This window comes from Pseudomonas sp. MDV22-iso1, from assembly GCF_058145095.1.
Genome location: NZ_JBYVMF010000005.1, coordinates 272,005 through 290,651, shown reverse-complemented (window position 1 = coordinate 290,651; position 18,647 = coordinate 272,005). Strand labels below are relative to the sequence as shown.

Below are 18,647 nucleotides of genomic sequence, written 5' to 3'. Positions count from 1 at the left end.
GTGCGTCGCAACACACTGAAGCGTTGGTAGTAGGAGTCTGGGCATGGCTGGTGTAATGGATTCAGTAAACCAGCGCACGCAACTGGTAGGGCAGAATCGCCTGGAGCTGTTGTTGTTCCGTCTTGACGGCCCGCAGCTCTATGGGATCAATGTATTCAAGGTTCGCGAGGTGCTGCAATGCCCCAAGCTGACCGTGATGCCCAAGTCCAATCCTGTCGTGTGCGGTGTGGCGAGTATTCGGGGGGCGACCATTCCGATTATGGATCTGGCAATGGCGACCGGTTCAGGTCGATTGCTGGATCAGAGCAATCCGTTCGTGATCATCACGGAGTACAACACCAAGACCCAGGGTTTCCTGGTGCGCTCGGTGGAACGCATCGTCAACATGAACTGGGAGGAGATCCATCCGCCGCCCAAGGGCACTGGACGCGATCACTACCTCACGGCAGTGACCCGCGTTGACAATCAGCTAGTCGAAATCATCGACGTCGAGAAAGTCCTGGCGGAAGTGGCGCCGACACCGGAAGCGATTTCCGTGGGCGTAGTGGATGTCGAAACCCAGCACAAGGCGCTGTCCCTGCGCGTGCTGACGGTCGACGACTCGTCGGTGGCACGCAAGCAGGTCTCGCGTTGTCTACAAACGGTCGGCGTCGAAGTGGTGGCGCTGAACGACGGTCGGCAAGCGCTGGATTACCTGCGCAAGTTGGTCGATGAAGGTAAAAAGCCGGAAGAAGAGTTCCTGATGATGATTTCCGACATCGAGATGCCGGAAATGGACGGGTACACCCTCACCGCCGAGATCCGCAGTGACCCTCGCATGCAAAAGCTTCATATCATCCTGCATACTTCGTTGTCGGGGGTGTTCAATCAGGCGATGGTCAAGAAAGTCGGTGCCGATGACTTCCTTGCCAAATTCCGCCCTGATGACCTGGCATCCCGGGTAGTCGACCGGATCAAAGCAGCAGATATCAGCTAGGGGCCTTTTGTCCCTGGCGGTCAACACGAGTTAAGAGGCGGCATCATTGTCTACGGGTAATTTGGATTTCGAACAGTTCCGGGTATTCCTGGAAAAAGCCTGTGGCATTTTGCTTGGTGAAAACAAGCAGTACCTGGTATCGAGCCGTCTCAACAAACTGATGGAGCAGCAAGGTATCAAGTCCCTGGGTGAGCTGGTCCAGCGCATCCAGACCCAGCCGCGCAGTGGTTTGCGCGAGATGGTGGTGGATGCCATGACGACCAACGAAACCCTGTGGTTTCGTGACACCTATCCGTTTGAAGTCTTGAAGAACAAGGTACTGCCGGAAGCGATCAAGGCGGCGCCCGGCCAGCGCCTGCGAATCTGGTCGGCCGCGTGCTCGTCGGGTCAGGAACCGTATTCGCTGTCGATGTCGATCGATGAGTTCGAGCGGGTCAACCTGGGGCAATTGAAGATGGGTGTGCAGATCGTTGCCACTGATCTTTCCGGCACCATGCTGACCAACTGCAAGATTGGCGAGTACGATAGCCTGGCAATCGGTCGTGGTCTTTCGCCCGAGCGTCTGCAGCGTTATTTCGATCCCAAGGGACCGGGACGCTGGGCCATCAAGGCGCCGATCAAGAGTCGGGTGGAGTTTCGCTCGTTCAATCTGCTGGACAGTTACGCGGCGCTTGGCAAGTTCGACATCGTGTTCTGCCGCAACGTGTTGATCTACTTCTCCGCCGAGGTGAAGAAAGACATCCTGTTGCGCATCCATAGCACGTTGAAACCGGGGGGCTATCTGTTCCTCGGCGCTTCCGAAGCGCTGAATGGATTGCCGGATCATTACCAGATGGTCCAGTGCAGCCCGGGGATCATTTACCAGGCGAAGTGATGCAATTGCGGCAGACATAAAAAAGGAGTCCTCAGGGGCTCCTTTTTTTGTATGCCGCAATTGCAGCTCCTACACGGATAGGTGTTGTCCTTGGAAAGCGGCAGAAAAGCGGCAGGCGGCGGAAGTCGATTGCCGCTTTTCTGTCATTGCCACACTTGCCACTGCCCGCAAACCCACTGTTTGCGGGGTTTCTCCAATTGGCACGCGGCTTGCTAAGTTCACCGTACGAAAAATCAGGTCACCCGAAGGTTTCCCGACATGAGCATCAGCTTCGATAAAGCGCTCGGTATTCACCAACAGGCTCTCAACTTCCGCGCACAGCGTGCCGAAGTCCTGGCCAACAACATCGCCAACGCGGACACCCCGAACTACAAGGCTCGGGATCTGGACTTCTCGAAGGTGCTTGCCGAACAGAGCGAGAAAACCAAGAGCGGCGGCGGTTTCGCGCTGAACATGACCAACAGCCGTCATATCGAGGCCCAAGGCTTGGACAGCGGTGACGAGTCATTGCTGTATCGCACGCCGATGCAACCGTCGATTGATCAGAACACCGTGGACGCCCAGCTGGAACAGTCGAACTACGCGGAAAACTCCGTCAACTTCCAGGCCAGCTTCACCTTGCTCAACAGTAAATTCAAAGGGCTGATTTCAGCCCTGCGCGGAGAATAATTCATGTCCCTGTCCAGTGTTTTCAACATTGCCGGTAGCGGCATGAGTGCCCAGACCACTCGCCTGAACACCGTCGCCAGTAACATCGCCAACGCCGAGACCGTCTCGTCGAGCATCGATCAAACCTACCGCGCGCGTCATCCGGTGTTCGCCACCATGTTCCAGGGTGGCCAGAGCGGCGGCAGCGATTCGCTGTTCCAGAATCAGGACGCGGCGGGTCAGGGTGTGCAAGTGCTGGGTGTGGTCGAAGACCAGAGCAACCTGGAGGCTCGCTACGAGCCGAACCATCCGGCTGCTGATGCCAAGGGCTATGTCTACTACCCGAACGTCAACGTCGTGGAGGAAATGGCCGACATGATTTCCGCGAGCCGGTCCTTTCAGACCAACGCCGAAATGATGAACACGGCCAAAACCATGATGCAGAAGGTCCTGACTCTCGGTCAGTGATAAGGGGCGACTCAGATGAGTGTTACCGATACGACAAGCGGTTTGAGCCTCAACGACATCCTGGCCAACTCCTCGATCAAGAACACCTCCACCACCAGTGATGGCCTGGCGTCGGCAACCAATAGCGCTGCCGGCAAAAAAGCCCTGGGCAAAGACGCGTTCCTGCAGTTGCTGGTGACCCAGCTGAAAAACCAGAATCCGCTCGAACCGCAGGACAACGGCGAGTTCGTCGCCCAATTGGCGCAGTTCAGCAGTCTGGAAGGCATCACCACACTCAACGATACGGTGAGTGGCATTGCCGGTAACTACAACTCGTCGCAGGCTTTGCAGGCCTCGTCGCTGGTGGGGCGCTCCGTGATCGCGCCTAGCGATAAAGCGGTTGTCGATACCTCCAAGAGCATGACCGGTACCGTGGCCATTCCGGGCTCTGTCCCTGCTGTCGCGCTGAAGATTTCCGACAAGGACGGCAAGGTCGTCCGCACCATCGACATGGGCAGCCAGACTGCCGGCAATGCCAGCTTTATCTGGGACGGAAAAGACAGCGCGGGTAATACGGTCGAGTCGGGTACTTACACCTTCGCGGCGACGGCCACCATCGACAGCCAGGCTGTATCGCTGGTCACCAACCTGCCAGCGACGGTCAATAGCGTGACCATCAGCCAGACGGGCGGTGAGTTGATGCTCAACCTCGCCGGGCTGGGCAGCATCGCCCTGTCCAAAGTACAAACCATTGGTATGTAAAGCCGACTAACCCGGCATAAAGGAGTGAAACATGTCTTTCAATATCGGCCTTAGCGGTCTCTTTGCAGCCAACAAACAACTGGACGTGACCGGCAACAACATCGCCAACGTCGCGACCACCGGTTTCAAATCGTCCCGTGCGGAATTCGAAGACGTCTACTCGGCCACCAAGCTGGGTACCGGAAGCAAGGTCGTCGGCAGCGGTGTGCGCCTGGCCAACGTTTCCCAGCAATTCACCCAGGGCGATATCAGCAGCACCGGTAACGTACTGGACATGGGCATCAACGGCTCCGGTTTCTTCGTGCTCAATAACAGCGGTTCGCTGTCCTACACCCGCGCCGGTACGTTCAAGGTCGACAAGGACGGTTATGTCACCAACACCGACGGCACTTCCCGCCTGCAGGGCTACGGTGTGGATGCCAGCGGCAAGATCCAGAACGGTATGTTGACCGACCTGCGTATCGACACCTCCAACCTGGCTCCGAAGTCGAGTAGCGCGGTGTCGTCGACGATTAACCTGAACTCCACGGATAAGGTCATTGACCAGACCGTTGCCACCAACAAATTCGATCCAACCAAGTCTGAGACCTATAGCAAGCAATTCAATACGCCGATCTACGACAGCCAGGGCAATCAGCACGAGATGAATCAGTACATGGTGAAAACCAGTGCTAACACGTGGGATACCTACACGCTGATCGATGGACGCAACATGGACGGCAGCCTGCCGACCAACCCGGTTCCTTCGACCATGACATTTGACTCGGCTGGCAAACTAACCCAAATCAGTACGCCAGTGACTCCGCCGACGACTCCGCCGACTTCGACCATCAGCAATGAGCTGAAGGTGACCAACTGGGTTCCAGGTACTGTGACCGACGGCGTGTGGAAGGCCAACGGCGCCAGCTCCAACCCGGATGGCGTGACCATCGCCATGGGCAACACCACCCAATACAACGCCGACACCGCACGTTCGATTCCGGTACAGAACGGCTACGCCACTGGCCAGATCACCAACCTGACCATTGATGGCAGCGGCGTACTGCTGGCGAATTTCAGTAATTACCAAACCAAGCCGATCGGCCAGATATCGTTGGCCAGCTTTACCAATGAACAAGGCCTGCAAGCGGTCGGTGGCACTGCCTGGAAAGAAACCTACTCATCGGGTATTCCGGGCTACGACTCGCCGGAAACCGGTAGCCTGGGTACGATCCGCTCCAATTCCCTGGAAGAGTCCAACGTCAACGTGACCAATGAACTGGTCGACCTGATCAAGGCGCAGAGTAACTACCAGGCGAACGCGAAGACCATCTCCACCCAGAGCACCATCATGCAGACCATCATTCAGATGACCTGATGCTGGTTGGGTTGTAGCGTTAAACAAAAACCCCTCGGAAGAGGGGTTTTTTATATCTGTGTGTATATCAAGATCAAAAGATCGCAGCCTCGTTACACTCGACAACTCCTACAAGGAATCACGCTCCCGGCCTGACCCTGTAGGAGCTGTCGAGTGAAACGAGGCTGCGATCTTCTGATGTTTAAAGACCTGAAAAAGAAAACCCCCGACACGCCTGAGGCCTGTCGGGGGTTTCGTTTTACCGGCTCAGCTTATTGGCAAGCTTCGCAATCCGGCTCGTCGATGGCGCAAGCCTTCGGCACTGGAGCTGGACCGGCTGGAGCTGCCAGAACCGAATCTTCACCGTGGTTGCCGCCGCTCGAAACAGCGTTCAGCTTGCCCGTGTTGATGGTCGACTTCTCGGTGCTGGTCGCTGCCAGGGCACGGAGGTAGTAAGTGGTTTTCAGACCACGGTACCAAGCCATGCGGTAGGTGACGTCGAGCTTCTTGCCCGAAGCGCCAGCGATGTACAGGTTCAGCGACTGAGCCTGGTCGATCCACTTCTGACGACGGCTTGCCGCGTCAACGATCCACTTGGTGTCCACTTCGAACGCCGTTGCATAGAGCTCTTTGAGTTCTTGCGGGATACGCTCGATCTGCTGCACCGAACCATCGTAGTACTTCAGGTCGTTGATCATGACCGAGTCCCACAGACCGCGAGCCTTCAGGTCGCGAACCAGGTACGGGTTGATCACGGTGAATTCGCCCGACAGGTTCGATTTCACATAGAGGTTCTGGTAGGTCGGTTCGATCGACTGCGAGACGCCAGTGATGTTGGCGATGGTCGCGGTCGGTGCGATGGCCATGATGTTGGAGTTACGAATGCCTTTCTGTACACGGGCGCGAACCGGTGCCCAGTCCAGGGATTCGTTCAGGTCAACGTCGATGTACTTCTGGCCACGTTGCTCGATCAGGATCTGTTGCGAATCCAGCGGCAGGATGCCCTTGGACCACAGCGAACCCTGGAACGTCTCGTAGGCACCGCGCTCGTCAGCCAGGTCGCAGGAAGCCTGGATCGCGTAGTAGCTGACCGCTTCCATCGACTTGTCGGCGAACTCGACGGCAGCGTCGGAACCGTAAGGAATATGCTGCAGGTACAGCGCGTCCTGGAAGCCCATGATGCCCAGACCGACTGGACGGTGCCTGAAGTTGGAGTTCTTCGCTTGGGGCACCGAGTAGTAGTTGATGTCGATAACGTTATCGAGCATGCGAACCGCGGTGTTCACGGTGCGTTCCAGCTTGGCGGTGTCCAGCTTGCCGTTGACGATGTGGTTCGGCAGGTTGATCGAGCCCAGGTTGCAAACGGCGATCTCGTCCTTGTTGGTGTTCAAGGTGATCTCGGTGCACAGGTTCGAACTGTGAACCACGCCCACGTGCTGCTGCGGGCTGCGCAGGTTGCACGGGTCTTTGAAGGTCAGCCAAGGGTGGCCGGTTTCAAACAGCATGGACAGCATTTTGCGCCACAGGTCTTTGGCCTGAATGGTCTTGAACAGCTTGATCTTGCCCGGGTACTCGGATAGGGCTTCGTAGTACTCGTAACGCTCTTCGAAGGCCTTGCCAGTCAGGTCGTGCAGGTCCGGTACTTCGGACGGCGAGAACAGGGTCCATTTGCCGTCATCGAAGACGCGCTTCATGAACAGGTCAGGAATCCAGTTGGCAGTGTTCATGTCGTGGGTACGACGACGATCATCACCGGTGTTCTTGCGCAGCTCGATGAACTCTTCGATGTCCATGTGCCAGGTTTCCAGGTAGGCACAGACAGCGCCTTTGCGCTTGCCACCCTGGTTAACGGCAACGGCGGTGTCGTTCACGACTTTCAGGAACGGAACAACGCCCTGGGATTTGCCGTTGGTGCCCTTGATGTAAGAGCCCAGTGCACGAACCGGTGTCCAGTCGTTGCCCAGACCGCCTGCAAATTTCGACAACATGGCATTGTCGTGAATCGCGTGGTAGATGCCCGACAGGTCATCCGGCACGGTGGTCAGGTAGCAGCTCGACAGCTGTGGACGCAGGGTACCGGCGTTGAACAGGGTCGGAGTCGACGACATGTAGTCGAAGGACGACAACAGGTTGTAGAACTCGATCGCACGGTCTTCTTTGTTCTTTTCTTCGATGGCCAGGCCCATGGCCACGCGCATGAAGAAAATCTGCGGCAGTTCGAAGCGGATACCGTCCTTGTGGATGAAGTAACGGTCGTACAGGGTTTGCAGGCCCAGGTACGTGAACTGCTGATCGCGCTCGTGGTTGATTGCCTTGCCGAGTTTTTCCAGGTCAAAGGTGGCCAGGACCGGGTTCAGCAATTCGAATTCGATACCCTTGGCGATGTAGGCAGGCAGGGCCTTGGCGTACAGGTCGACCATCTCGTGGTGGGTCGCGCTTTCTGCAACGTTCAGGAAGCTCAGGCCTTCGGCACGCAGGGTGTCCATCAACAGGCGAGCGGTCACGAACGAGTAGTTCGGTTCACGCTCGACCAGCGTACGGGCGGTCATCACCAGGGCGGTGTTGACGTCGGTCAGGGCCACGCCGTCGTACAGGTTTTTCAGGGTTTCGCGCTGGATCAGGTCGCCGTCGACTTCTTCCAGGCCTTCGCACGCTTCGGTGACGATGGTGTTCAGACGGCCCATGTCCAACGGGGCAAAGGTGCCATCGGCGCGGGTGATGCGAATCGACGGGTGAGCGTTGACCGCTTCTTCGGCCGGAGCATGGGCAGCGCGTTCTTTCGAACGACCGTCACGGTAGATCACGTAGTCGCGGGCAACTTTCTGCTCGCCGGCACGCATCAGGGCCAGTTCAACCTGGTCCTGGATTTCTTCGATGTGGATCGTGCCGCCGGAAGGCATGCGACGCTTGAAGGTCGCGGTGACCTGCTCGGTCAGGCGGGCAACGGTGTCGTGAATTCGCGACGAAGCGGCAGCGGTACCGCCTTCAACTGCGAGAAACGCTTTGGTGATAGCGACGGTGATCTTGTCATCGGTATAAGGAACGACAGTGCCGTTACGCTTGATCACGCGCAGTTGGCCAGGCGCGGTGGCGGACAGATCCGAATTCGAATCAGCGGCCTGCGGCAAGGTGCCCTGCGGGTTCTCGCGAGTTGTGTCGGTTTGCATGGGGGGTTGTCTCCACATTCTCTATGTTTGTTTGGGCACCGTCTCGGTGCCCACCGTTCCGTCCTGAAGCACTACAACCGGCGGGGGCCGGGCATACCAACTTCGGGACAGATCAGGAAGGGGCAATTGGGGCGCCGCTTCCATGCCGAAGTCTTTGGTCGCAGGCCTGGAGCCTGAAACCGAATTCCTTTTGGGTGACAGCAATTGACTGCAACACCCGTACCGTTTCGCCGTTTACGGCCCAAAAACAGTAGCCATCCGCACGAGCGGTTTGGTCTTTCGAAAATACGTTTGGTTCAACCAGAAAGAGGCAATAAAAGCGCTTGAAATTGGTGTCTGGTTTGTGTTTGGTTTTTTGTGCAAAACCCTACATGTAGGGTTTTTTTCGCGCCGGGGTACAAGATAGTGCGTTTTGGAGGGTGTTGCAACGTACTACCTGTGGATAAGCCTGTGCGTAAATTGTGTGTGAAACCTGGAATCAGCGTGTAGCCCGCGACCCTGCTGGAGTAGACCGTTTGTCATGGGTTTTCAGCGGTCGGAAACTGTCCGGTGGTTTTTTAAGGGCGCGAACCCTACCACAAAAAATGCCCATGTCCGAACGCATTTGCCGCCTTGTGTTCTGGGCGAGCGACGTTTATACAATCGGCCCATGTGTACGCATTTTCTTATCCTCCCCAATCATTACAAAAAGACGGGTGGATCCTTCCTTATTAGTGTTTCGGCAAGCAGAGGTCACCGTGGAGCAAGAAGCCTGGCAGGTTTTGATTGTGGAGGACGACCAGCGTCTGGCCGAACTGACCCGCGATTACCTGGAGGCCAACGGCCTGCGCGTTTCAATCGAAGGTGACGGGGCACTGGCCGCGGCCCGCATCATCAAGGAGCAGCCAGACCTGGTGATCCTTGACTTGATGCTCCCCGGCGAAGATGGCTTGAGCATTTGCCGCAAGGTTCGCGACCGTTTCGACGGCCCGATTCTGATGCTCACCGCTCGTACCGACGACACCGATCAGATTCTGGGGCTGGACATGGGGGCAGACGACTATGTGTGCAAACCGGTTCGTCCTCGGCTCTTGCTGGCGCGTATCCAGGCTTTGCTGCGGCGCAGCGAGGCGCCTGAGGTCGCCCCTGAAAAACAACGGCGTCTGCAGTTCGGTCCGCTGGTGGTGGACAACGCTTTGCGCGAGGCCTGGCTGCGTGACGCCAGTATCGAATTGACCAGCGCCGAGTTTGATCTGCTCTGGCTGCTGGTGGCCAACGCCGGGCGCATACTTTCCCGCGAAGAGATCTTCACCGCACTGCGCGGCATTGGTTACGACGGGCAGGATCGTTCCATCGATGTGCGCATCTCGCGCATTCGCCCCAAGATCGGCGATGACCCGGAGCACCCTCGGCTGATCAAGACCATCCGAAGCAAAGGCTATTTGTTCGTTCCGGAAGCCTGCACCCTGTGAACTCGATCTTCCTGCGAATTTATGGCGGCATGTGCGCGGCGCTGATTCTGGTGGCGGTGCTCGGCGTGCTGGCCCTGCACTTGCTCAATCAGGTGCGCAGCGAGCAATACCGCGAGCGCCTGGCTCATGGCACGTTCTCGTTGATGGCCGACAACCTGCAACCCATGAACGAAACCGAACGCCACCGTGCCTTGCTGGTGTGGGAGCGCCTGCTGGGTATTCCGCTGGCGCTGAAGACCTTCACCCAGACCGACCTTGATCTCACCCAGCGCACTCGTGTGCTGCGCGGCCAGGCGCTGGTCGAACAAACCGGGCCGCACGCGGCGGTGGTCTATCGGTTGGTCAGCGACAAGGAACAGTTGGTGCTGACAGGGGAAGTGCAGCAGATCAGCGAGCAACTGGCCCGGGCGACCATTTACCTGCTGGCCGACGAACTGGTGCGCTTCCCGGTGGCCGACCAACCCAAGCGCCTGGCGCAATTGAAAGAAGACAAGGGCTTCGGTTTCGACTTGCGACTGGTCACGGTCGATGACGCGGACATGGATGAGGACCAGAGCCGGCGGGTTTCCGAAGGCGACACGGTGATGGCGCTGGGTAAGGGGGGCGATTCGATCCGGGTGTTTGCCGGGATGGTGGGTACGCCGTGGGTGCTGGAGATCGGCCCGCTGTACCAGATGAACCCTTATCCGCCGGAGTGGCTGGTGCTGATCGCGGCGCTGGGTTTGAGCCTGATTGGTTTGATCGTTTATTTGTTGGTGCGTCAGCTCGAGCGTCGTTTGCGCGGGTTGGAAGCGGCAGCCACGCGCATCGCCAAAGGCAGCCTGGAAACCCGAGTACCGGCACGGGGCGCGGATTCGGTGGGGCGTCTGGCGTCAGCATTCAACGGAATGGCCGAGCACTTGCAACAGTTGTTGGCGATTCAGCGGGAACTGGTGCGCGCCGTGTCGCACGAGCTGCGCACACCGGTGGCGCGCCTGCGTTTTGGCCTAGAGATGATCGGTTCCGCGTCCACACCGCAAGCGCTGCAAAAGTACTGTGAAGGCATGGATCACGACATCGAAGATCTCGATAAGCTGGTGGACGAGATGCTCACCTATGCGCGCCTGGAACAGGGCTCGCCGGCCCTGAATTTTCAGCGCATCGATCTCGATGCACTGGTCAATCAGGTGATCGAAGAGCTTGCGCCTCTGCGTTCGCAGGTGACGGTGCAACGTGGCTTGTGCCTGTCTGCGGCCGATTGCGACGATGCCTGGGTCGAAGCTGAACCCCGCTACCTGCATCGGGCACTGCAAAACCTGGTGAGCAACGCGATGCGCCACGCCACATCCAAGGTAACGGTCAGCTATCAGGTGGGGCAGCAACGTTGTCGGGTCGACGTCGAGGACGATGGACCGGGTGTGCCGGAAAACGCGTGGGAGAAAATCTTCACCCCGTTCCTGCGACTCGATGACAGCCGTACCCGTGCGTCGGGTGGGCATGGCCTGGGCCTGTCCATCGTGCGTCGGATCATCCATTGGCACGATGGACGAGCGTTGATTGGCAAGAGCAAAAGTCTGGGCGGCGCGTGCTTCAGCCTGAGCTGGCCGAGGAATCAGGAAAAGCGTTGAGCGCTCAGGTGTAAGTCAAGGCCTCTACATCCCCACAACGCTTCAAGCCTTGATGCTGACCAGACTCAACAACTGCCCATCCATGATCCCAAACTGTGCGTCCAGCTCAACCCCATTACGCCACTCATTCGACAGATCCGTCAGCAAGCGGATCCGCACATCCCCGGCCTCGCTCCATTCCAGCACTTCGGCGTGTTCAAAATAGAACCGCTGCTGCACGATCGGATACAGCGCCTTGAACAGGCTTTCCTTCACCGAAAATGTCAGCGTCACCAGCATCGCCAACTGATCTCGTCGACCCGCGGCCATTCTTTGCAACTCCGGGCCGGTGAGAATCTCACCCGCCAGACGCTCGGCCCGTTCCGGGTTGAGCAGGTTTTCCAGATCCATACCCAGACCGCGCCAATGGGTTTTCTTTGCGACAATCGCCGCGGCGCGTCCGGTGCTATGGGTAATCGAACCGGTGATATGCCCAGGCCATACCGGCGCTCGATCTTCGCCAATGGCCGGACTGAACCCCACGCCCTCCAACTGATGCAATGCGGCTCTGGCGCAAATCCGCCCGGCGAGAAACTCCGCCTGCCGCTTGGCAACGGAGCGTTGGATGCTGGAGGGCGGCTCGATCGAACTGCGGCGAAAATCATCACTGGTCAGCTGAGAACTGTCGAAGTGAGTGCTCAACAAAATCGTATCAGGTAGCGCGATTGGCAACGGCCAATGGGCGTCGAGTGGGGTGCAGCAGGCGGGTAGGGCGGGGTCGGGATTCATGTCAGGCATTTTGCCGGGTTGCCTTCGGACTGGGTAGTGTCGATAGATCGTTTGTGGCGAGGGAGCTCCCACCCAGCGCGAGCAAGCCCCCTCGCCACCGGGAGCTTTGCTGTGCTTTTGGGCGCTCGGTGTTCCTAGGAGAAAATTTTCTTGAGGAACGCCTGCATATCCGCCCACGATTTTTCATCCGCCGCCTTGTTGTAGCCGATGTCGGGTCCACCATGGTCGCCATGACTCAGCCGATCCGCATCTGGATTACTGAACCCATGCTTGGCGCCCTCCAGGCTGACAAATGTGTAGTCCGCCCCGGCCTTGTCCATTTCCGCCTTGAACGCCGTGACGTTTTCCGGCGTGACCATGCTGTCCATCGCCCCGTGTTCCACAAGGATTTTCGCCTTGACGTTGCCCGGTGCTGCCGGTGTGCTGGTTGCCAGCGCGCCGTGGAAACTCACCACACCTGCCAACGGCAATCCCTGCCGCGCCGCATTCAAAACAACACCACCGCCAAAGCAGTAACCAATCGCCGCAATTTTGTCAGGATCGGTGTGCGGTTGTTGCTTGAGCAGGTCCAGCCCTGCCTGAAAGCGTGCACTGGCTGCGGCGCTGTCCTTGAGTGCGGCTTGCATGAAGGCCATGGCGTCTTTCGGGTGTTCGGTGTTCTTGCCATCGCCATACATATCAATCGCCAGGGCGCTGTAACCCAGACCTGCCAAGTCCCGTGCGCGGCGCTTGGCATAGTCGTTGAGCCCCCACCATTCATGCACCACCACAACACCGGGCCGCGGTCCCTTGAGGGCATCGTCGTAGGCGTAATAACCGATCAGCTTCGTGCCGTCGGCGCTTTGATAGGGGATTTCCTGAGTCTTGACGGCTGCTTGGCCGAGCCCGCTCAAGGCCAGTAACACGAAGGCAAGGAACGCACGCATGGTCGGATCTCCTGCGAGAAAATCATCGGAAAAACCTGGGTGATCTGGTTCAGCTTAGGTTCAGAAGGCGTTCAGGGGGAGTTCAGGGCGGGCTCAGTAGTCTTGCCTCACACCCAACGAGCACACAGCACATAAGGAAACTCCCCATGACTGGATTCAAAAAACTGCTTCTGGCGTTCACTATTCTTGGCGCAAGCACTGCTGCATACGCCGCCGATGACACCTTCGCCAGCCTTACTCTTGGACAGACCAGCGACAAGGTCAAAAAGTCCCACGCCCTGAACGATAACCTCAACCACGTGAACGCCGACGGCGTGATCGGCAAGGACGGCACCTGGGGTGTGCGTCTGGGTAAGCAAAACACCCAGGGCCGCTACTACGCTACCTACGACAACGTGTCGGGTTCGCACAACGGCATTAAACTGCGCCAGGAAAACCTCCTCGGCAGCTATGACCTTTTCTACCCGGTAGGCGGCAGTACCAAGCTGTTTGGTGGGGTCACGGCCGGTATCACCAAGCTCACCCAGGAATCTTCAAGCTTCAGCCGCGACAGCAACATTGGTTACGCCGTTGGCGGACAATTGGGTGTCTTGCAACAGGTTTCGAAAAACACGTCGGTTGAACTGGGTTATCGTTACCTGCGAACCAACGCCAGCACCGAGATGAGCGAGCGTGGCGGCAGCAAGCAGGGATCGCTGGATTTGACCAGCAGTGCCCAGACGTATCTGTCGGCGAACTACGCTTTCTAAAAAGCACGTCGCGAAAAGTCTGCGCCGGATCAACTCAAAAGGGTGATCCGGCGTCGCCATGTTAGCCGTCGAGGCGCGCCGTTGCGTCTCTGGAGAAGTTGATTTGCCTGGGAGAGCATTATGAAACTGCTGGTCGTTGAAGATGAAGCGCTGTTGCGCCATCACCTGCATACCCGCCTGACGGATATCGGCCACGTGGTCGAGTCCGTCGCCAATGCCGAAGAGGCACTGTACCAGGCCGAGCAGTTCAATCATGACCTGGCGGTGATCGACCTCGGCCTGCCGGGTATGGGCGGGCTTGATCTGATCCGCCAACTTCGCTCGCGCGGAAAAACCTTTCCGATCCTGATTCTCACCGCACGCAGCAACTGGCAGGACAAGGTCGAAGGCCTGGCCGCCGGTGCCGACGATTTTGTGGTCAAGCCGTTCCAGTTCGAAGAGCTGGACGCTCGACTCAATGCCTTGTTACGTCGCTCCAGCGGATTCACCCAGTCAACCATTGTCGCCGGTCCGCTGCTGCTGGACCTCAATCGCAAACAGGCGTCACTCGATGAACAGCCGCTGGCGCTGACCGCCTATGAGTATCGGATTCTCGAGTACCTGATGCGCCATCATCAGCAGGTGGTCCCCAAGGATCGGCTGATGGAACAACTCTACCCGGACGACGATGAGCGCGATCCGAATGTCATTGAAGTGCTGGTCGGTCGCTTGCGCCGAAAGCTTGAAGGGCCGGCAGGCTTCAAGCCCATCGACACCGTGCGTGGTCTCGGTTACCTGTTCAATGAGCGTTGCACTTGATTCGTTCGCTACGTGTTCGCCTGATGCTCGCCGCCACCACCCTGGCGGTGTTGTTCATGCTGGCGTTGCTGCCGGCGATGCAGGGTGCGTTCAGTCTGGCGTTGCAGGACTCCATCGAACAGCGCCTGGCGTCGGACGTGACCACGCTGATCTCTGCCGCTCGGGTGGAAGACAATCGCTTGCAGATGCCGGCGCAGTTGCCCGATGAGCGTTTCAACCTGACCGAGGGCCGTTTACTCGGTTACATCTATGATCGCGACGGGCACCTGGTCTGGCGCTCCAAAGGTACTCAGGAAGAGCACATCAATTACACCCCTCGTTATGACGGGCGCGGTAACGAGTTCGCGAGAATTCGCGAGACCAATGGACAAGAGTTCTTCGTCTATGACGTCGAGATCAAACTGCTCGGCGGCAAAAGTGCAGCGTTCAGCATCGTTGCGTTGCAACCGGTGCGTGAATACGAAATCACCCTCGAAGGCTTACGGGAAAACCTCTATCTGGGCTTCGGCGCGGCCTTGCTGGTACTGCTGGCATTGCTGTGGATCGGCTTGACCTGGGGGTTGCGGGCGTTACGCCGGCTGAGCCAGGAGCTGGATGAAATCGAAGGCGGGACTCGAGGAAGCCTCAGCGAAGAACACCCGCGCGAACTGCTGCGCCTGACCGGTTCCCTTAACCGCTTGCTGCACAGCGAGCGTGAGCAACGCAGCCGCTATCGTGATTCCCTCGACGATCTGGCGCACAGCTTGAAAACTCCGTTGGCCGTCCTGCAAGGGGTCAGCGAAGACATGGCGCAACGCCCGGAAGATCGCGATCAGGCGTGGGTGCTGCAAACCCAGATCGAGCGCATGAGCCAGCAGATCAGCTATCAGCTGCAACGCGCCAGCCTGCGCAAGAGCGGTCTGGTGCGCCATCAGGTGCGCCTGCGTCCAGTGCTGCAGAGCCTTTGCGATACGCTGGACAAGGTGTATCGCGACAAGCGCGTACGGGTGGCCTTCGATCTTCCGGAACATTGTTATGTGCCGATCGAGCAGGGCGCGCTATTGGAAATGATGGGCAACCTGCTGGAGAACGCCTATCGCCTGTGCCTCGGTGAAGTGCGCATCAGCGTGCGTGATTCCCTGGGTGGCATCGAATTATGCGTTGAGGATGATGGGCCCGGTGTACCACCCAACCAGCGCGCGCGGATTCTTCAACGTGGTGAACGTCTGGATCGTCAGCATCCGGGGCAGGGGATCGGGTTGGCGGTGGTCAAGGACATCATCGAAAGCTACGCCGCCACGCTGACATTGGAGGACTCGCCAATGGGCGGAGCTGCGTTCAGGATTCATTTTTCGGCGGTTTGACCGGGAGATTTGCAGATGCTTTCACGGGCACCTTCATCCGAAAACGCTCAATTCTCCTGCGCCCGATAAGCCCCCGGCGTCAACCCCGTCCATTTCTTGAACGCCCGATGAAACGCCGAGGGCTCGGAGAACCCCAACTGTTCGGCGATCTGTTGCAACGACAGGTCCGCGCGGCTCAGGTGATAAATCGCAATGTCCCGGCGCAACTGATCCTTCAATTCCTGAAAACTCGAACCCTCTTCCCGCAGATGCCTGCGCAACGTCTGCGCGCTGATGTGCAGGTGCGTGGCCACCGCTTCCAGATCTGGCCAACGAGCACTATCGCGACTGAGCAAGCGCCGCAATTGACTGCTCAAACTGTCGCCGTCATCCGGGCGGGACAACAGGTCGGCGGGCGAGCGCTCAAGAAAGTGCTTGAGGGTTCGTTCATCCTGCAGCAGCGGCATATTCAGATAGCGACTGTGAAACACCAGGCTGCTCTGGGCCGCTGAAAACACGAGGGAGCACGGGAACAGCAAGTCGTATTCGGCGCCGTGTTCGGGCCTGGGGTAGCTGAACGTCGCCTGTTCCAGTCGGATGCGCTGGCCAATCAGCCAGCTGCCGAGGCGATGCCAAACCATCAACTGGCTCTCGGTGAGGAAATGGTCCGGGTCGCGAAACTGCGAGTCGTCCAGGCTCAGGCGGATCATTTCGTCTTCACGGCTCAGGGTCAGCCGCGGACCCTCAGGGAATAGGGAATAAAACAATAAGCCGCGATTGAGCGCCTTATCCAGGTTTCGGCAGTGGATCAAGGCATGGCACATCATCGCGAAACTGCCGGGTTTGCTGGTCGTAGGCCCGAAACCCAGGTACTCGTCATCCATCACCAGCCACAGGCCCTGAATCAACTGGGTGAACTGTTCCGGGGCAATACGTGCCCGAGGCTCGTCGAGCAACTCGTGGCTGATGTTCAGTTGGTGCAGCAGGCTTGAATAATCGTACCCGCAGCGACGCGCACCACCCAGGGCGGCGCGGGCGAAGTGACTGGCGATGGTGCGTTCACGCATAGAAGGCAAGTCCGTCCATTGAACGGCGGATAGTAGACGCGGATTCGGGTGATGGACAAGGCGGATATCCGCCAAATCCCATGAAGTGATTGAGCAGATGGGCGGAAATCCGCCACTGAAGTCATGATGCCCCGATGTAACAGAAAACCTGTAACCCTTGATGGCAAAAGGGCTCGCAGGTGATTTGGCGAAGGTGGCACGAGCCTTGCGATACAACGAGCAGATGCCTGCCGTCGCGCAGCTCGAAAAAACAAATCCCTCCAGTGCAGGAGGGTTCGCAATTCAGGTGCCATGACAACAGATGGATGTTGTTAGCCGGCACTCTTGAGGAACTTTGCAATGACGACTCGTCAGCCACTGTATAAATCCCTGTATTTCCAGGTGATCGTTGCCATCGCCATCGGCATTCTGCTCGGTCACTTCTACCCACAGACCGGTGTCGCCCTCAAGCCGCTGGGTGACGGGTTCATCAAGCTCATCAAAATGATCATTGCCCCGATCATCTTCTGCACCGTCGTCAGTGGTATCGCGGGCATGCAGAACATGAAGTCGGTTGGCAAGACCGGCGGCTACGCGCTGCTGTATTTTGAGATCGTTTCAACCATCGCCCTGCTGGTCGGTCTGGTCGTGGTGAACATTGTGCAACCGGGCGCCGGCATGCACATCGACGTCACCACGCTGGATGCATCCAAAGTGGCTCAATATGTAGCGGCCGGTGCTGATCAAAGCGTCGTTGGCTTCTTGCTCAACGTGATTCCGAACACCATCGTCGGCGCGTTTGCAACGGGCGACATCCTGCAAGTATTGATGTTCTCCGTGATCTTCGGTTTCGCCCTGCATCGCCTGGGTGCCTATGGCAAGCCGATCCTGGACTTCATCGATCGTTTCGCCCACGTCATGTTCAACATCATCAACATGATCATGAAGCTTGCCCCTATCGGTGCCTTTGGTGCCATGGCATTCACCATCGGAGCCTACGGTGTCGGGTCGCTGGTGCAGCTGGGTCAGTTGATGGCCTGCTTCTACATCACCTGCCTGCTGTTCATCCTGATCGTGCTGGGCGGTATCGCTCGCGCCCACGGTTTCAGCGTGCTTAAAGTGATTCGCTACATCCGTGAAGAGCTGCTGATCGTGCTGGGTACTTCTTCTTCGGAATCGGTCCTGCCGCGCATGCTAATCAAGATGGAGCGTCTGGGGGCGCAGAAATCCGTAGTAGGTCTGGTGATCCCGACAGGCTACTCGTTCAACCTCGACGGCACTGCGATCTACCTGACCATGGCTGCGGTGTTCATTGCCCAGGCGACCGACACCCAGATGGACATCACTCACCAGATCACGCTGCTGGTGGTGTTGCTGCTATCTTCCAAAGGCGCCGCAGGCGTGACCGGCAGTGGTTTCATTGTGTTGGCTGCGACACTGTCCGCGGTTGGCCACCTGCCCGTTGCTGGCCTGGCGCTGATCCTCGGTATCGACCGCTTCATGTCCGAAGCCCGTGCCCTGACCAACCTGGTGGGTAACGCCGTTGCCACGCTGGTTGTGGCCAAGTGGGTCAAGGAACTGGACGTCGACGTGATGCACGCCGAGCTGGCTTCCGGCGGTCGCGGTATCTCCGATGAGCGCGTTGAAGATGACCTGGGCGTCGCTGAAGGCCCAACCCCAAGCAACGTCAAATAAGACGGCTTGAAATGAAAAACCCGCTTCGGCGGGTTTTTTTTGGCTGCGATTTGAGCGCAACGGTCACTGCGGCTG

The 18,647-nt window shown here is 58.1% G+C and carries 16 protein-coding genes; 12 read left to right on the top strand and 4 right to left on the bottom strand.

The genetic code is table 11. The annotated features are described in order from the left end of the window. Window positions 1-43 precede the first annotated feature (43 nt). From AC3ZVB_RS09215 to flgE, 6 genes are all read left to right on the top strand, one after another. The gene (locus AC3ZVB_RS09215; protein WP_162437932.1) at window positions 44-976 is read left to right on the top strand and encodes a chemotaxis protein CheV; all 933 of its coding nucleotides are present in this window, start codon (window positions 44-46) and stop codon (window positions 974-976) included. Window positions 977-1,022: 46 nt separating this feature from the next. Then, window positions 1,023-1,850, top strand: coding sequence for a protein-glutamate O-methyltransferase CheR (gene cheR / locus AC3ZVB_RS09210; protein WP_490146344.1), 828 nt, complete (start codon window positions 1,023-1,025; stop codon window positions 1,848-1,850). A 258-nt stretch (window positions 1,851-2,108) separates the two neighbouring features. Next, window positions 2,109-2,519, top strand: a complete 411-nt coding sequence (gene flgB, locus AC3ZVB_RS09205) for a flagellar basal body rod protein FlgB (RefSeq protein ID WP_194693137.1) — start codon at window positions 2,109-2,111, stop codon at window positions 2,517-2,519. A 3-nt stretch (window positions 2,520-2,522) separates the two neighbouring features. Continuing rightward, window positions 2,523-2,966 (top strand): flagellar basal body rod protein FlgC, encoded by a 444-nt coding sequence (gene flgC, locus AC3ZVB_RS09200; RefSeq protein ID WP_007937507.1) that lies wholly within the window; start codon window positions 2,523-2,525, stop codon window positions 2,964-2,966. A gap of 15 nt (window positions 2,967-2,981) precedes the next feature. Beyond that, window positions 2,982-3,707 (top strand): flagellar hook assembly protein FlgD, encoded by a 726-nt coding sequence (gene flgD / locus AC3ZVB_RS09195; protein WP_162437934.1) that lies wholly within the window; start codon window positions 2,982-2,984, stop codon window positions 3,705-3,707. A gap of 31 nt (window positions 3,708-3,738) precedes the next feature. Then, the gene (gene flgE / locus AC3ZVB_RS09190; RefSeq protein WP_194693136.1) at window positions 3,739-5,064 is read left to right on the top strand and encodes a flagellar hook protein FlgE; all 1,326 of its coding nucleotides are present in this window, start codon (window positions 3,739-3,741) and stop codon (window positions 5,062-5,064) included. Window positions 5,065-5,315: 251 nt separating this feature from the next. On the opposite strand, the gene AC3ZVB_RS09185 is transcribed toward flgE, so the two are convergent. After that, window positions 5,316-8,210: a ribonucleoside-diphosphate reductase subunit alpha gene (locus AC3ZVB_RS09185; protein ID WP_162437936.1), complete on the bottom strand. Its 2,895-nt coding sequence runs from the start codon at window positions 8,208-8,210 to the stop codon at window positions 5,316-5,318. A gap of 737 nt (window positions 8,211-8,947) precedes the next feature. Here AC3ZVB_RS09185 and AC3ZVB_RS09180 point away from each other — a divergent pair. Together AC3ZVB_RS09180 and AC3ZVB_RS09175 are read left to right on the top strand one after the other, a co-directional pair. Further along, window positions 8,948-9,661 carry a response regulator gene (locus tag AC3ZVB_RS09180; RefSeq protein ID WP_162438007.1) on the top strand — a complete coding sequence of 238 codons (714 nt, stop codon included), beginning with the start codon at window positions 8,948-8,950 and terminating at the stop codon, window positions 9,659-9,661. Next, the gene (locus tag AC3ZVB_RS09175) at window positions 9,658-11,268 is read left to right on the top strand and encodes an ATP-binding protein (RefSeq protein WP_490146343.1); all 1,611 of its coding nucleotides are present in this window, start codon (window positions 9,658-9,660) and stop codon (window positions 11,266-11,268) included. The genes AC3ZVB_RS09180 and AC3ZVB_RS09175 overlap by 4 nt, the downstream gene beginning before the upstream one ends. Before the next feature lie 42 nt (window positions 11,269-11,310). Here AC3ZVB_RS09175 and AC3ZVB_RS09170 read toward each other — a convergent pair whose 3' ends face one another. Together AC3ZVB_RS09170 and AC3ZVB_RS09165 are read right to left on the bottom strand one after the other, a co-directional pair. After that, complete coding sequence (locus AC3ZVB_RS09170) at window positions 11,311-12,036, bottom strand: 4'-phosphopantetheinyl transferase family protein (RefSeq protein WP_490146358.1); 726 nt, start codon at window positions 12,034-12,036, stop codon at window positions 11,311-11,313. A gap of 134 nt (window positions 12,037-12,170) precedes the next feature. After that, complete coding sequence (locus tag AC3ZVB_RS09165; RefSeq protein ID WP_490146342.1) at window positions 12,171-12,962, bottom strand: dienelactone hydrolase family protein; 792 nt, start codon at window positions 12,960-12,962, stop codon at window positions 12,171-12,173. Window positions 12,963-13,108: 146 nt separating this feature from the next. Here AC3ZVB_RS09165 and AC3ZVB_RS09160 point away from each other — a divergent pair, with 146 nt between their 5' ends. From AC3ZVB_RS09160 to AC3ZVB_RS09150, 3 genes are all read left to right on the top strand, one after another. After that, complete coding sequence (locus AC3ZVB_RS09160) at window positions 13,109-13,711, top strand: hypothetical protein (RefSeq protein ID WP_490146341.1); 603 nt, start codon at window positions 13,109-13,111, stop codon at window positions 13,709-13,711. Between the two features lie 120 nt (window positions 13,712-13,831). Then, window positions 13,832-14,509, top strand: coding sequence for a response regulator (locus AC3ZVB_RS09155; protein WP_490146340.1), 678 nt, complete (start codon window positions 13,832-13,834; stop codon window positions 14,507-14,509). Further along, a complete protein-coding gene (locus AC3ZVB_RS09150; RefSeq protein WP_490146339.1) occupies window positions 14,506-15,852 on the top strand; it encodes an ATP-binding protein in 1,347 nt (448 codons plus the stop codon). The genes AC3ZVB_RS09155 and AC3ZVB_RS09150 overlap by 4 nt, the downstream gene beginning before the upstream one ends. Window positions 15,853-15,899: 47 nt before the next feature. Here the strand turns inward: AC3ZVB_RS09150 and AC3ZVB_RS09145 are convergent, their stop codons facing one another. Next, entirely contained in the window at window positions 15,900-16,898 is a 999-nt protein-coding gene (locus tag AC3ZVB_RS09145; protein ID WP_194693129.1) for an AraC family transcriptional regulator, read from the bottom strand. A 339-nt stretch (window positions 16,899-17,237) separates the two neighbouring features. Between AC3ZVB_RS09145 and AC3ZVB_RS09140 the strand changes: the two genes are divergently transcribed. Then, window positions 17,238-18,572: a dicarboxylate/amino acid:cation symporter gene (locus AC3ZVB_RS09140; RefSeq protein WP_194693128.1), complete on the top strand. Its 1,335-nt coding sequence runs from the start codon at window positions 17,238-17,240 to the stop codon at window positions 18,570-18,572. Window positions 18,573-18,647: the final 75 nt, after the last annotated feature.

What these genes read in the sequence shown, in the direction of transcription:
- AC3ZVB_RS09215 (WP_162437932.1), top strand. Translation starts at nt 44, where the DNA reads ATGGCTGGTGTAATGGATTCAGTAAACCAGCGCACGCAACTGGTAGGG.
- AC3ZVB_RS09155 (WP_490146340.1), top strand. Translation starts at nt 13,832, where the DNA reads ATGAAACTGCTGGTCGTTGAAGATGAAGCGCTGTTGCGCCATCACCTG.
- flgC (WP_007937507.1), top strand. Translation starts at nt 2,523, where the DNA reads ATGTCCCTGTCCAGTGTTTTCAACATTGCCGGTAGCGGCATGAGTGCC.
- AC3ZVB_RS09145 (WP_194693129.1), bottom strand. Translation starts at nt 16,898, where the DNA reads ATGCGTGAACGCACCATCGCCAGTCACTTCGCCCGCGCCGCCCTGGGT.
- AC3ZVB_RS09185 (WP_162437936.1), bottom strand. Translation starts at nt 8,210, where the DNA reads ATGCAAACCGACACAACTCGCGAGAACCCGCAGGGCACCTTGCCGCAG.
- AC3ZVB_RS09170 (WP_490146358.1), bottom strand. Translation starts at nt 12,036, where the DNA reads ATGAATCCCGACCCCGCCCTACCCGCCTGCTGCACCCCACTCGACGCC.
- flgB (WP_194693137.1), top strand. Translation starts at nt 2,109, where the DNA reads ATGAGCATCAGCTTCGATAAAGCGCTCGGTATTCACCAACAGGCTCTC.
- flgE (WP_194693136.1), top strand. Translation starts at nt 3,739, where the DNA reads ATGTCTTTCAATATCGGCCTTAGCGGTCTCTTTGCAGCCAACAAACAA.
- AC3ZVB_RS09160 (WP_490146341.1), top strand. Translation starts at nt 13,109, where the DNA reads ATGACTGGATTCAAAAAACTGCTTCTGGCGTTCACTATTCTTGGCGCA.
- AC3ZVB_RS09140 (WP_194693128.1), top strand. Translation starts at nt 17,238, where the DNA reads ATGACGACTCGTCAGCCACTGTATAAATCCCTGTATTTCCAGGTGATC.
- AC3ZVB_RS09165 (WP_490146342.1), bottom strand. Translation starts at nt 12,962, where the DNA reads ATGCGTGCGTTCCTTGCCTTCGTGTTACTGGCCTTGAGCGGGCTCGGC.
- flgD (WP_162437934.1), top strand. Translation starts at nt 2,982, where the DNA reads ATGAGTGTTACCGATACGACAAGCGGTTTGAGCCTCAACGACATCCTG.